This is a genomic window from Brevibacillus fluminis (genome assembly GCF_003710825.1).
Lineage (GTDB): Bacteria > Bacillota > Bacilli > Brevibacillales > Brevibacillaceae > Brevibacillus_D > Brevibacillus_D fluminis.
Genome location: NZ_RHHQ01000012.1, coordinates 414,642 through 427,417, shown reverse-complemented (window position 1 = coordinate 427,417; position 12,776 = coordinate 414,642). Strand labels below are relative to the sequence as shown.

The following is a 12,776-nucleotide window of genomic DNA, read 5'->3' as shown; positions in this document are numbered from 1 at the left end:
TGAAAGGGAAGATCCACTATGCGCAAAATGACGACTCTGCTTCTCACATTCTTGCTTCCGATGATGCTCGGCTTCAGCCACGCGCCAACCGAGAGTAAGCATCCGTCCACCGTCCCGGTGCAGATGCAGGTAAAACATAATCAGCAAGAGTCCATTCCTGTGCTTATGTACCATTGCATCTCCAAAGGAAACAACTATTTGTACGTACCGCCTGAGCAATTCGAGCATCAGCTGGTTTCGCTGCAGAAGGACGGGTACACAACCATTACGGCAAGCGAGCTGTTGTCTTTCTGGGAGCGTGGAACTGTGCTTCCCAAAAAGCCGGTGCTGATCACGCTTGACGACGGCTATGAAGACAATTACACCAATGCCTTCCCGATCCTGAAAAAACACCGTGCGAAAGCGACCATTTTCGTGGTGACTGGTGCGGTAGGCCGGCCGAATTACATGAGCTGGCAGCAGCTTGGTGAAATGAATAAAAGCGGTCTCGTCGATCTGGAATCGCACACCGTGCACCACCACAACACGCGGAAGATTACGGACGCGGAATTCCGTACCGAGCTGGTTGACTCCAAGCAGGAACTGGAGAGCCACTTGAATAAAAAGATCGTCATTTTTGCATTCCCTTTCGGCGAGTCCAAACCGAGCTCAGCAGCAATCCTGCAAGAGAGTGGCTACCGGATCGCGTTCTCCACAAATAAAGGACTTGCGCACTACCCAGATGGAAAGTACCGGCTGAAACGGCTTGAGATGTTTGCCCAAGATTCTCCGCCAGCCGCTATTGCGGAAGCATCCCAGCCCAAAAAGAAGCCGTTTCTAGACCCATTTTCCATCCTTGCGTCCATCAAGCTGTAGCCCGCCCTGTAAGGCGGGCTTTTCGCATGCGTGCCGCCACTGCACCGTCTATTGCAGCATCCACTTTACTAAAAATACTCCGCCAAGAGCGCGGAGTTATTTCGATTATCCAATCATTTTTTCAATATCCCAAACGCGATGGGACCGGAGATCGTAAAAATCTTCGCCCTTGCGCACAAGCGGACGCATCGGCTCATCTTTGAAAATAAAGATGACTTCCACTTCATCGCCAGTATTGAGCAGCGCCTTGCTGCCTGCGTACAGCGATACGATGTAATGGGCAAATCGGGTGACTATTTCAGCATTGAGATGGCCGTCACAGGCGGCGCGCCAAAGCAGCTGGGCGGCGACGAATGGAGACGTCCGCTCTTTATAGACACGATCCGAACAGATGGCATCGAAGGTGTCCGCGACCGCGATAATCTGGCAAAGTAGCGGAATGTTATTTTCTGTAAGTCCGAGCGGGTAGCCAGTGCCATTCAGTCGTTCATGATGCAGGAGCGCACATTGGGCAATTGCCTCGGTCGCGCCTTCCATCCGGTTGATAAGCTCGTAGCCGAAAACCGTATGGAATTTCATTTGTTCATACTCGTCCTCTGTCAGCCTGCCGGGTTTCAGCAAAATGTCCGTAGGAATCAGCACCTTGCCGACATCATGAAGGAACCCTGCTTGTCCGACCATACTGATCTCTTCATCTTGCAGACAGAGAAGTTTGGCGATCAGGGCCGAAAGCATACCGACGTTGAGCGAATGACGATAGGTATAGTTTTCAGAGCCCTCCAAAGCATACAAAAAACGGAAGATGCTTGTCTCCCGCAAAACCTCCTTCACCACCGGAATCACGGCATCCGTAAATTCTTCCAATGAAGGGATTGAATCTTCTGTCACTTTGTCAAATAATGCTTTTGTCTGGGCCATCGCTCTCACGTAATGTGCCATCGATTCCCGTTCCATGGCGAACCGCTCCATCTGCTCGGCTACCGAACCCTTTGGCGGGAAGCTTGTCCGTACATCCTCATACGCATCGCAAACGCGCACGACATCGATACGGTGTTTGACGAGCGAATCGAGCTGGTCGGGTGTAAGGCGCGTTCCTTTGGCAAGCAAAAATGTGCCGTTGCCCGTATAGACATCTTCTTCAAGGGTGCGCCCTGCTAACGAAAAATCGGTAGGAAGCAGCGCCATATGACAAGCCTCCCTCTGTTCACTTTTTTTCCCATTATATCTTTTTTTTTTATTATTAGACAATTGGAAAAAGTTAAACAGCAACAGTTTGTCCCACTAACGGTAAAAAGGCTCCAGCGCCGCCAATTTAGCGCGCCAGAGCCCTTTATTCGATTCTCTCTCAGCCAACCTGTCTGTTTAATCGCTGCCTACGCATACATGTGACAGCTTCTCTTCGATCCGAATCAAAACCGTTTCAGGAGTCACCGTTTGCCCCAGCACCGCTTTCATTGATTTTACATAGCCGCTGAACTGGCTAGTGATTTCCACTAGCATGCCGTCTGATGTCCGTACCAAGCAGAATGGTTCCTGCTCATAGATGTAGCTGGCTTCTTTTTTCAAGATCTTCTCAATTTTGCCGGTGCAAGAACTGAGCACTTCAAAGTTGATCAGCATGGTTTCCTCCCGATAAATACTTGTTTTCGTGTAATCAAGCGACAGGCCGACAGAGATGAAAGGCTATTCCTAATATTGCGTCAGAAGGGAATCGATTGGGCTCAGGCTGTTTTTGAAAAACTCCTTCACCACTTCAATGTCTTCCTCATCGATTTCCAGCTTTTTGATCCAGTAATCGCTGCGGTACACGTCATCTGAAGCCATCAACGCCGCTTTCAAGCTTTGCAAGGAAACTACCAGGCTTTTGCCGTTGAATTGCTGCGTATGAAACAGTCCAAAGTCGTAGCGGTTTTTCTTGGTGACGAAAGTTACATAACGGGTAAGCGGCTTTTCCGTTTCATCGTACAGGTATTCAAAGTTCATGTGTAGGTACCCCCTTGCTTTTACTCCATTTTTATATGCAGGATTGATGCCAACTAGAAGTGTTCTTTTTTTTCGAGCAAAATCAGTGCGAAAAGAGCAGAAACTAATGCAAAAATGCATAATTATCGTAAAATTGAATAATCAGCTGCAAAAACGGTTTGCGATGCCATGGAATTCTTACATGAATTTTGGCTATTTTTGCGCATCTATGCAGTTTTACAACAGGTGCGGGCCCCCCTCGCACATTTCCCAGCTTTGATTATTCAATTCTACATATTGGTAATTTTTTCCTCTCTCATTACAAATTCTTTACATTGGGTCAACAGCGTTCACGCACGCATGTAAAAAACCCGGCTGCCGCCAGGTTTTCAGAGGATGCCAAGCTCTCGTGCTTTGGCCATGGCTTGCGTCCGATTTTTCACGTCCAGCTTGCCGAATATTTGATTGTTGTATCCTTTGACCGTGCCGGGAGAAAGGTAGAGCGTTTGCGCGATTTCCTGATTGGTGAAGCCTTTGTCGATCAGCTGCAAAATCTCCAGCTCTCGCTGTGTCAGCCCCACTTGCTCGTACCCCGCCTTTTGCCGCGAGCCATCCTGCGCTTCCGTCTCCTCCTGCAACCTGCTCCCCAGTCGCTGAAGCATCGTCTGGCGCCGCAGAAGTGCATGCACCCGCGCGATCAGGATGCCGGGGTCGAACGGCTTGGTCATGTAATCATCCCCGCCTGTATTCAAGCCCGTGATGATATCCTCGCTCTCCATTTTGCAGGTGAGGAACAGGATCGGCACATCTGCCATCCGCTTGATGCTCCGGCATAGCGAAATCCCGTCAGAATCGGGCAGGAGAATATCCAAAATCACAAGGTCCGGCTCTTCTTCCGCAAACAGCTGCAGCGCCTGCTTGCCCAGCTCCGCTTCCACGACCTGAAAGCGACTGTTTTCCAAATACATGCGAACCAGCTCGCGGATTTCCGTTTCGTCTTCCACGACTAAAATTTTTCCTTCTCCCACCTACGATACCTCCTGTCTTTCTCTCTCCGGAATAAAACGGACAGGCAGCCTGATAATGAAGCTCGTCCCTTCTCCCGGCGCGCTGTCCACCGAGATTTGCCCCTGGTGGTACTGAATGATCTCCTTCACGATCGCAAGTCCGAGACCGACGCCATCCGATTTAGTTTTACGCGATTCCGCCGCCTTGAAAAAGCGGTCGAACAAAAACGGCAGCTCTTCCTTTGCAATGCCGCTTCCTGTGTCCGATACGGTGACTACGGCTACGCCAGCGCTGGCAGACTCCGTCTCCACACGGAGCTCGACCCGGATGATGCCATCGGCTGGTGTGAATTTCTGCGCGTTGACGAGCAAATTGGCGAAAACTTGCTCAAACCGCATCGGATCTACGTTCACCACGGTTTGGTGCGCGGTTACGTGCTGCGCAGGAAGCTCGCGGATCAAGCGCAGGCCGTGCTTTTCGACATCCAGCTCATATTTGGCGCAAAGGGTATCGAGCAGCGCATGAATCTCCACCTCGCGGAAATCAAACTGGATCTGCCGCGCTTCCAGCTTAGTCAATTCGAACAAATCGCGGATGATCCGCCCCAATAGCAGTGTTTTATCATGAATCAGCTTGAGATATTTCTGATCTCCGCTCGGCACGATTCCGTCGATCATCCCCTTGACATAGCCTTGGATTGAGGTGAGCGGCGTTCCCAGCTCATGTGAAATGTTGGACAGCAATCTGCGGCGCGATTCTTCCATCTGCGACAGCTCGGCATTCGCCTTTTCCAGATCGAGATTCGCGAGCTCCAGTGCTTCTGTCCGCTGCTTCACTTTTTGCTCCAGCAATTCATTGGCGCTTTTCAGCTCCATGCTCAAGTCTGCAACGTTGCGGAACAAACGAGCGAATTTCACGGAAAAGTTCATCATTTGCGTAACCATAAAGAGCAGTAGGCCGAGTGGAATCATGTTCTCAGGCAACCAGGTTTGGTTCAAAAAGTAGTAAAAGAAATCGTCGAGGATCGACACGATAAAAAACGCAAGGCCGATCCCGTTCAACACGGAGCCGCTCCGCTTGCGAATCGCTGCAAGCACATACGCGCAAAAAATCATACAGAGCGATCCGACCGTCAGCAGCTGGATGAAGATGTGAAGCTGGGTGAACAGCAATGGCTTGGTCAACAGCGTCGCCACCAGCACGCCTGCACACATCCAGATAGCGACGATACGAACGTGCCGATTCGTTTCTCTCGGATATTGGGCATGGACGAACAGGATGAGGCAGATCAGGCTGATCATCACGCTGATGTATTCGCCCCGCACCGCCAGATCCCACGTCAAGCCGGGGAAAAAACGGATCGCCAGCGTCTCGCCGAGCAGCAGGTTGCGCATACCGATCATCAGGCAGAGTACGCCGAAATAGAATGCTGCCCACTCCCGACGCTGCAAGAGAAAGATCATAAAATGATAGATGGCCATGATGAACAAGCTGCCGGTGATTACCATTTCATAGGCGACATGCTTGTCCCGCTGGTACAGAACCGATTCCGCGCTGCCTAGCTTGATTGATTGCCACAAACCGCCTTTCCGTTGGACGAAATTGGCGACTTGGATCACAAGCTCGACTGTTGTCTTCTCCGACTGAAATGTCACGACCTTGGGATAATTCATCGGCTTCATGTCGTCAGCCTGCAACGCCACGACGCCGTTTCGGGCAAGCTCCTTACCATTAATCCACAGGATGTAGGAGGTCGCGACGCTCGGCATGTACAAGGCCAGCTGACGATTCCGATCGCTATCCTTTATCTGAATCCGAACGCGGTAGGTGGCATAGCCTTGGTTTGATAGCGGATGTCCGCCGCTTTGGTAGGCATTCCATTGACTGGGGACCCGCTCATAGGTAGGGGGTGTGACGACGCTTTGCCTGAAATCGATCGGCGCAAGCAGCCGGTTCCAGAAAAACTCCCATTCCCCGTCTAGCGAAACCATTTCATTTTGGGAGAAATCAAATCCCGTTGCATCGATCACCCCCGCCGTACCGCTTTCGCCGCCCGCGGCCATAACCGGTTGTCCCACCAATATACACACGATGACGAGCATGATGAAAAAATACGGCTGCGCCCACCTTTTTGCCGCAGCTCTCCGTTCTGCTAGAGTTCGCTCCACTACAGCTCTCCCTTTCCGCTCTCTCTTTCGTTCCTTTAAGTATACCATCTGCAGGTCTTATTTTTTTGCAAGATTGCGGCTGCGGGGGCAAAAATAGTTGCTGGTTACCCACCCAGGGACAATCACGCTTTCCTAGAATCTGAATATCTTTGTAGCAGTTGATTTGGCATGACCGATTGCCATGCCGTAGAGGAGGTCTGTATGCCCTACAGTTCAAAATCTGGAAAAGCATGGATCGAACGCCTCGTGATGCGTTTCATCACGATTTGCGACCATGATTCAATACTGGACGTGGGAGCAGGAGCCGGCACTTATTCGGACCTGTTTCGCGCCCGTCTACCGCACACGCATTTCACCGCTTTGGAAATATGGGAGCCCTATCATTCTACTTTTCAGCTTGCGAGCAAATATGACGTTTTGCGCACGGACGATGTCCGCACCTTCACGCCTGAAAAGCGCTATGGCATCACGTTTTTGGGTGACGTGCTGGAACATATGACAAAGGGAGAAGCGTTGGAAGTCTATGAAAAGCTGCTTGCCGCAAGCGATTTTGTCTTCATCAGCATCCCGATCATCAAATATCCGCAAGACTCTTACATGGGCAACCCGTACGAAAAGCATGTAAAAGACGACTGGACGCATGAAGAAGTGCTCGCCACTTTCCCTCACATCGCATTCTCGCATGTGGAGCAAGAAATCGGCGCCTATGTCGGCGTCAACCCGAACACCCAATCACTTGATACGGTCACTAAGCTGTATGGTCCGAAAATCGCCGTCTATGCTTTGTTCGACGATAACGAAGCGGACTTGGGCGCTTTTTTGCATTCGGTCAAGGCAGCCGACCAGATCGTCCTGTGCGACACCGGCTCTACAGACGGTTCGAATGAAGTAGTTGCCCGTTTTCAAGCAAACAATCCCGACGTCAACCTGTCTGTTTATCCGATATGCGTCACACCCTTCCGGTTTGATGACGCGCGCAACACGTGCCTATCATTGGTTTCCCCCGAAATCGACCTGTGTGTCGCACTGCACGCAAACGAGACTTTAATGGAGGGGTGGCGTGACCTTTTGGCTGCCCATTGGACGTATGAAAGTCCTCGCTACCGCTATATGGTGAAAAAAATTGGGCCGGAGCAGCGCTTCACCGTGAAATGGCATGACTGGATTCATTCGCGGCGCGGCTATACGTGGAAGCTGCCGATTCATGAGGTCTTGCAGCCAAACGACCCGGAACAGGTGACGTCGATCGCTGACCTATGGGTATACCGGAAAGAGCATAACCGGCGTTCACACGAAAATGACATCCCGATGCTCGAGCAATCGCTCAAAGAGTTCGGCAACTACTGGAAAACCTGGAGCTATCTCGCCGCAGAATATATGCATAACAATCGGCAAATGGAGGCACTTCAAGCGGTAAACCGCGCCCTTGCTCTGCCTGGCAACGACTCCGCCTATCTGTATCAGCTGCAGTTCTCGATTTTCCGGGAGCTTGGCTCGGTCGATCAGGCACTGCTCAGCTTGAACAATGCGATCTCGCACCTTCCGAATCGACGCGAGCCTCATTACATTAAAGCGATGTATATGCATCAGCTCGGGCGGCATTTGGAGGCATTCCTTGCCTTAAAAGAGGCCGAGACGAAAACAGAGCGTGTCTTTGACGATCACGATCATCCTGCCGCCTGGGATGAAGAATTCGAACAATGGAAAGCAAAGCTCTGGTCACTTTCGGGTATCGAGGGAGGCAATGCGAGTGAATAAGCTAAAGGTAGCGGTCTATGCTATATGCAAAAATGAGGCGCAATTCGTGGATCGATGGATGGACTCGATGCTTGAGGCGGATATGGTCGTCGTTGCCGATACAGGATCTACAGACGATACGGTCGAGCGGCTGCGAGCACGGGGAGCCCATGTCTATTCGATCAAAGTGGACCCGTGGCGCTTCGATGTGGCGCGCAATGCAGCGCTGAATTTCATCCCGCGCGACGTCGATGTTTGCGTTACCGCCGATCTCGACGAATGCATGGAGGCAGGTTGGCGTCAAAAGCTGGAAGAAGTCTGGACACCGGAAGCGACGCGCCTCAAATATTTCTATACATGGAGCTTTAATCCGGATGGCTCACGGGGCGTAACCTTTTGGCAGGAAAAGACCCACCGGCGCAGCGGGTTCCGCTGGGTACATCCGGTTCATGAGGAATTGCAGTACTATGGCACCGATCCCGACCATTACGTCTGTTCCGAAGATATCCGGCTCAACCATTACCCTGATAATACGAAATCGCGCGGCCAATATTTTCCCCTGTTGGAAAAGTCGGTGCAGGAAAACCCGGAGCACGACCGCAACGTGCATTATCTCGGCCGCGAATACATGTATTATCACATGTGGGACAAATGCATCGATACGTTGAAACATCATTTGTCCATGCCGCGCGCACGCTGGAAAGACGAACGTGCCGCTTCCATGCGCTTTATCGCCCGCGCATATGAAGCCAAAGGGGAAAGGGATGAAGCGAAAAGCTGGCTGTTTAAAGCCATTGCGGAAGCACCCCACCTTCGTGAGCCTTACGTGGAAATGGCCAAACTCGCCTACAAGGAGCAAGATTGGCCGCGCATCTATCATATGGTCGAGGCAGCCTTGCAAATCAAGGAGCGGCCCATCTCCTATCTCAATGAGCCGTTCTCCTGGGATTTCACCTTGTACGATTTGGGCGCACTCAGCTGCTACTACCTCGGCATGCTGCAAAAGTCGCTCGCATTCGCCAAGCAGGCAGTCGAGATGGCGCCTGATGACGAACGGCTGCAAAACAACCTGAAGCTCATTCAAGATAAGGCTCAGGACCAATCTGACTGAAATAATGCGTGGCAATCGCGACGCTTGCGATCGTGATCAAGGAAAACAACATGCGCTTTAGGCCGATTGCCTCTAGTGAAAAAGCAACGATGACCCCATCGATCAAAAAAATTAACAGCGCGACAGGCAGCTTGTTTCGTCTGGACAAAAACTGGGCGAGCAAGTCTGTTCCACCGGTGTTGCTATGGTAGGCGAGCATGGTGCCGACGCCGATGCCGATCAGGGCGCCGCCGACAACGGAAGCAGTCGCAAGCGATGTTGGCATCGCTTCCCGCAAAAAGCTGAGCCAATCGATGAAAAATGACGAAAGCAGCATCCCGTGGAAGCTGCGGTAAAACAAAAAGCGATCGTAGCAAAACACCAGTCCGTATATCGGGAGGCTGGTGAGCAGCATGATACCCCCTGGGGCAAGACCGAAATAATACTTGGCTAACAAGCCTACTCCGATCATGCCGCCATCCATCAAATGGTGAGGCACCAAAAAGCCGTTCACACCGATCCCGATCAGAAAGCTGCCTGCTACGATCGCAATCACTTTTTCGAATATCATATTCGTTTCCCCCGAGCAACTCGAATCGCTTCTTCTCATGTATACGAGCTGTTCGGGGGTTTCATGTTACGGTTTGACGACTACGACAACCGCTGTTTTCTTGCCAGCAAAGTTGACGGTGATCGTCGCCTGACCTGGGCCATGCGCTGTGATGATTCCGTCCTTCACATCGGCTACCAGAATTTTGGACGAGGTCCACAGCCCAGCAACCGTCACGTTGGTGTCGGTACCGTCCATATAAGTGGCGGTCGCCGTCACCTTCGTTGTCTGACCCGGCTTCATTTCCAGCTTGACCGCGCTCGTCTTCAAATATTTTAACGTGTCGACCTCGACCGGAATGCTGATTGTTTTGCCAGAATAGCGAACCGTAATGGTCGTTTTGCCGTATCCGACCGCTGTCACAATACCGTCCTGCACGTCCGCGATCTTGTAGGACGTCGTCTTCCACTCCGCATCTTTGGTCACGTTTTTCGTGCTGCCGTCCGACAGCGTCGCCATCAGATTGATCTGCACCGTATTGCCGGTTTTGATCGTGATGTAATGCTTGTCCGTGTCCATCTTGGTGACGATTCCGACCTCAACCGTGATGGTGACCGATTGGCCGCCGTATTTGGCGGTTACGACTGCTCTTCCGTTGGTCAAGCCGCGCACCAGCCCTTTTGTTACATCGGCTGCAGCCGCGTTGCTTGTGATCCACTCCGCATCGTCCGTCACATTTTTTGAGATGCCGTCTGCCGTTGTAGCGGTCAGCGTCACCTGCTTGGACTCGCCCGTCCCCATGACGATGGTCGTCACGCTCGCCGAAAGCGACTGCGCCTGATCGATTTCGACCGGGATCGAGACGGTTTTGCCTTCGTACGTTGCGGTGATGGTCGTTTTGCCGGCGGCGACTGCGGTAACTACACCATCTGTGACCGTCGCGACAGCTTCCTGGGCGCTCGCCCATGTCGCCAGCGTCGTTACATCTTTTTTCATGCCGTCTGCGTATTCGACGGTCAATGAGACCTTCGCTGTTTTCCCTTTGTTCATGGTCAGCTTGGTCTGATCAGCCGTCAAGCTTTTGATCACCCCGACGCTTACCGGTATGGTCAGGAACCGTTTGCCATAGGTAGCCGTAATGGTCGTGCTGCCTGTCGCAATCCCGGTAACCACGCCTTGGCGTACCTCGGCTACAGCGGTTGATGCGGAGCTCCACTGGGCTCTTGTGGTAATGTCAACTTCTCGCCCATCTTGGTAATACGCTGTCAAGACGAGCTTGTTCGTATCTCCCGGCTGTACCGCGACAGTAGTCTTGTCAGCGCCGAGCTTGCGCGGCACATCGACATCAACCAAAATCGTCACGGTTTTAGTACCGTATGTCGCTGTGATGGTAGCCTCACCTGACGCATACGCGGTGATTTTCCCTTTGCTCACATAGGCGACCGTTTCGTTACCTGACGTCCAGACCGCCTTGTCGGTGACATCCTCCGGCTTTTCGTCCGCATTGGTGGAAGTCAGCGTAAGCTGCGTGGCGTCATTGACTTTCATGAACAGGCTGGTTTTGTTCACGTCCAGGCGGCGGGAGATGCCGGATTCCACCTTGATGGTTGCCGTCTTGGTCCCGTATTTGGCGGTGATTGTCGCCGTACCTGTTCCGTACGATTTGATTTCCCCTTTAATCGCATCGGCAATGCTGCCGTTGTCACTTGACCACTCTGCGATTTTCGCAACATCCTCTACCGTGCCGTCGGCAAATGTCGCCAGCAAGGTGATCGGCTCCGAGCCATTTAGCGGCAAGGACAAGCTGTTTTTGCCCGGGTCCAGCCGTCTGATTACCTCAACGCTGACCGGGATCGTTACGGATTGGCTGCCGTATTTGGCAGTGACCGTCGCCGTACCTGCTCCCTGCCCGACAATTTTGCCGTTCAACACCGTTGCGACCGAATATTGGTCGACGGTCCACTCTGCTTTTGATGTCACATCATCCGTCGAACCGTCCGTAAATACGGCGGTGAGCGTCACCTGATCGCTCGCCCCTTTGCGAATATCGATGCTTTGCTTGTCTTTGCTGAGCGCCCTGACTTTTTTTACAACGGTCACATTCACAATAACTGTCGTATTCATGTACGTCGCCGTTAGAGTCGCCGTTCCTTCTCCTTTTGCGGTGACATTCCCCGCATACACCGTTGCGACGCTGTCCTTGCTCGATACCCAATCCGTTTTAATCGTGACATCCTCACTGGAGCCGTTGGTATACAGCGCCGTCGCTGTCAAAGCGGATGTGTCGCCCGTTTCCATCGAGAGGCTGTTTTTCGAAAGCACCAGCTTGGAAATTTCATTAGCGGCCAACGCTGTTCCTGTGTTGCCCCCAACAGCCGAGGCGATTACTGCAACCACCAGGACCATTTGAAAAAACGCAACCAAGACTTTTTTTCCAATCAAACCTGATTTCCTCCTCTTTCGTTATTCTTGAAGCTAGAGAGAACCACACACCCTTATATATCGGGTAAAATCATGGATACCGTTAGAAAAAAATCCCCACTCAGCGAATCGCAGCGCTGAATGGGGATTTTTGACGCCGGCATAACGGAGGATTATTCCGCTGCCAGCCACTCGATATCTTTTGCTTCCAATTCCGCCACCCAATCTTTCGGGGCAGGCACGTCGCAGATGATCATGTCGATCTCACGCAGCTCCGCGCTTCTGTACAGATTGCTCGAGCCCAGCTTGGAATGGTCGGTCAGGACGATGCTCTGCTTGGCGTGCTCGATGCATTTGCGCACCATCAACGCCCGCTCCGCATCAAAGCTCGTGATGCCGCTTCCGAGCGTGATTCCGTCAATCGAAACAAACGCCTTGTCCACATAAAAGTTGTCCAGCATCTGCTGTGCCACCGAACCGGTGATCCGGAAATGCTTAGGGTGAACCTTGCCGCCGATGAAGTACACTTCCGCATCCATCAAGCCTTTGTTGATGCTGTCCACCAACAGGGTCAATCCAGTGACCGAATTGGTAATGATCGTGATGTTCTTTTTGTTGCCGAGGAAATGAATCATCTGCAGGGAGGTCGTCCCATCATCGATCAGGATGATGTCGCCATTCTGCACCAGGGACGCAGCCAAGCGGCCAATCCGCTTCTTCTCATCGGCATGCAAAATCTCCCGCGTGAACATGGAAGGCTCTTCACGGTCGAGATTAATTTTGACCGCCCCGCCATACACTCGCTTGCATTTGTTTTCATACTCCAGCTCTTCAAGATAGCGACGGATCGTCTCGGAAGAAACCTGCAGCTTCTCCACCAAGTCATTCGTCCGCACTTTGCCTGCCGTATGCAATTGCTCCAAAATGTACTCTTTGCGCTCTTCTCCGACCAATGACACGCTAGCCAACCTCCCGCCTTCATTTC

At 52.0% G+C, this 12,776-nt stretch carries 11 protein-coding genes; 3 read left to right on the top strand and 8 right to left on the bottom strand.

Annotation, left to right across the window (positions count from 1 at the left end):
* Positions 1-18 precede the first annotated feature (18 nt).
* Positions 19-855 carry a polysaccharide deacetylase family protein gene (locus EDM56_RS16130; protein ID WP_122918904.1) on the top strand — a complete coding sequence of 279 codons (837 nt, stop codon included), beginning with the start codon at positions 19-21 and terminating at the stop codon, positions 853-855.
* Between the two features lie 105 nt (positions 856-960).
* Here EDM56_RS16130 and EDM56_RS16125 read toward each other — a convergent pair whose 3' ends face one another.
* The 5 genes from EDM56_RS16125 to EDM56_RS16105 all read right to left on the bottom strand — a co-directional run bounded on the left by EDM56_RS16125 (position 961) and on the right by EDM56_RS16105 (position 5,993).
* On the bottom strand, positions 961-2,040 hold the full coding sequence (locus EDM56_RS16125; protein ID WP_122918903.1) for an HD-GYP domain-containing protein: 1,080 nt from the start codon (positions 2,038-2,040) through the stop codon (positions 961-963).
* Positions 2,041-2,217: 177 nt separating this feature from the next.
* Positions 2,218-2,475, bottom strand: coding sequence for a biotin/lipoyl-containing protein (locus EDM56_RS16120; protein ID WP_122918902.1), 258 nt, complete (start codon positions 2,473-2,475; stop codon positions 2,218-2,220).
* 69 nt (positions 2,476-2,544) lie between these two features.
* Positions 2,545-2,838 carry an SAV0927 family protein gene (locus EDM56_RS16115; protein ID WP_183192465.1) on the bottom strand — a complete coding sequence of 98 codons (294 nt, stop codon included), beginning with the start codon at positions 2,836-2,838 and terminating at the stop codon, positions 2,545-2,547.
* Positions 2,839-3,206: 368 nt separating this feature from the next.
* Positions 3,207-3,845: a response regulator transcription factor gene (locus EDM56_RS31500; RefSeq protein WP_183192464.1), complete on the bottom strand. Its 639-nt coding sequence runs from the start codon at positions 3,843-3,845 to the stop codon at positions 3,207-3,209.
* A complete protein-coding gene (locus tag EDM56_RS16105) occupies positions 3,846-5,993 on the bottom strand; it encodes an ATP-binding protein (RefSeq protein WP_183192463.1) in 2,148 nt (715 codons plus the stop codon). It lies immediately after the preceding gene.
* 201 nt (positions 5,994-6,194) lie between these two features.
* Here EDM56_RS16105 and EDM56_RS16100 point away from each other — a divergent pair, with 201 nt between their 5' ends.
* Positions 6,195-7,751: a hypothetical protein gene (locus tag EDM56_RS16100; protein ID WP_122918899.1), complete on the top strand. Its 1,557-nt coding sequence runs from the start codon at positions 6,195-6,197 to the stop codon at positions 7,749-7,751.
* The gene (locus EDM56_RS16095; RefSeq protein WP_425456321.1) at positions 7,744-8,841 is read left to right on the top strand and encodes a tetratricopeptide repeat-containing glycosyltransferase; all 1,098 of its coding nucleotides are present in this window, start codon (positions 7,744-7,746) and stop codon (positions 8,839-8,841) included. Before EDM56_RS16100 ends, EDM56_RS16095 begins: the two co-directional genes overlap by 8 nt.
* Here EDM56_RS16095 and EDM56_RS16090 read toward each other — a convergent pair.
* The 3 genes from EDM56_RS16090 to EDM56_RS16080 form a co-directional block, all read right to left on the bottom strand.
* Positions 8,807-9,391, bottom strand: a complete 585-nt coding sequence (locus EDM56_RS16090) for a YitT family protein (RefSeq protein ID WP_122918897.1) — start codon at positions 9,389-9,391, stop codon at positions 8,807-8,809. The two genes, EDM56_RS16095 and EDM56_RS16090, sit on opposite strands and share 35 nt — an antisense overlap.
* Positions 9,392-9,457: 66 nt before the next feature.
* Positions 9,458-11,812: an Ig-like domain-containing protein gene (locus EDM56_RS16085; protein ID WP_122918896.1), complete on the bottom strand. Its 2,355-nt coding sequence runs from the start codon at positions 11,810-11,812 to the stop codon at positions 9,458-9,460.
* Positions 11,813-11,964: 152 nt separating this feature from the next.
* A complete protein-coding gene (locus EDM56_RS16080) occupies positions 11,965-12,750 on the bottom strand; it encodes a DeoR/GlpR family DNA-binding transcription regulator (protein ID WP_122918895.1) in 786 nt (261 codons plus the stop codon).
* Positions 12,751-12,776: the final 26 nt, after the last annotated feature.

Coding starts and splice junctions, on each gene's coding strand:
- EDM56_RS16130 (WP_122918904.1), top strand. CDS start 19: ATGCGCAAAATGACGACTCTGCTTCTCACATTCTTGCTTCCGATGATG.
- EDM56_RS16125 (WP_122918903.1), bottom strand. CDS start 2,040: ATGGCGCTGCTTCCTACCGATTTTTCGTTAGCAGGGCGCACCCTTGAA.
- EDM56_RS16120 (WP_122918902.1), bottom strand. CDS start 2,475: ATGCTGATCAACTTTGAAGTGCTCAGTTCTTGCACCGGCAAAATTGAG.
- EDM56_RS16115 (WP_183192465.1), bottom strand. CDS start 2,838: ATGAACTTTGAATACCTGTACGATGAAACGGAAAAGCCGCTTACCCGT.
- EDM56_RS16100 (WP_122918899.1), top strand. CDS start 6,195: ATGCCCTACAGTTCAAAATCTGGAAAAGCATGGATCGAACGCCTCGTG.
- EDM56_RS16090 (WP_122918897.1), bottom strand. CDS start 9,391: ATGATATTCGAAAAAGTGATTGCGATCGTAGCAGGCAGCTTTCTGATC.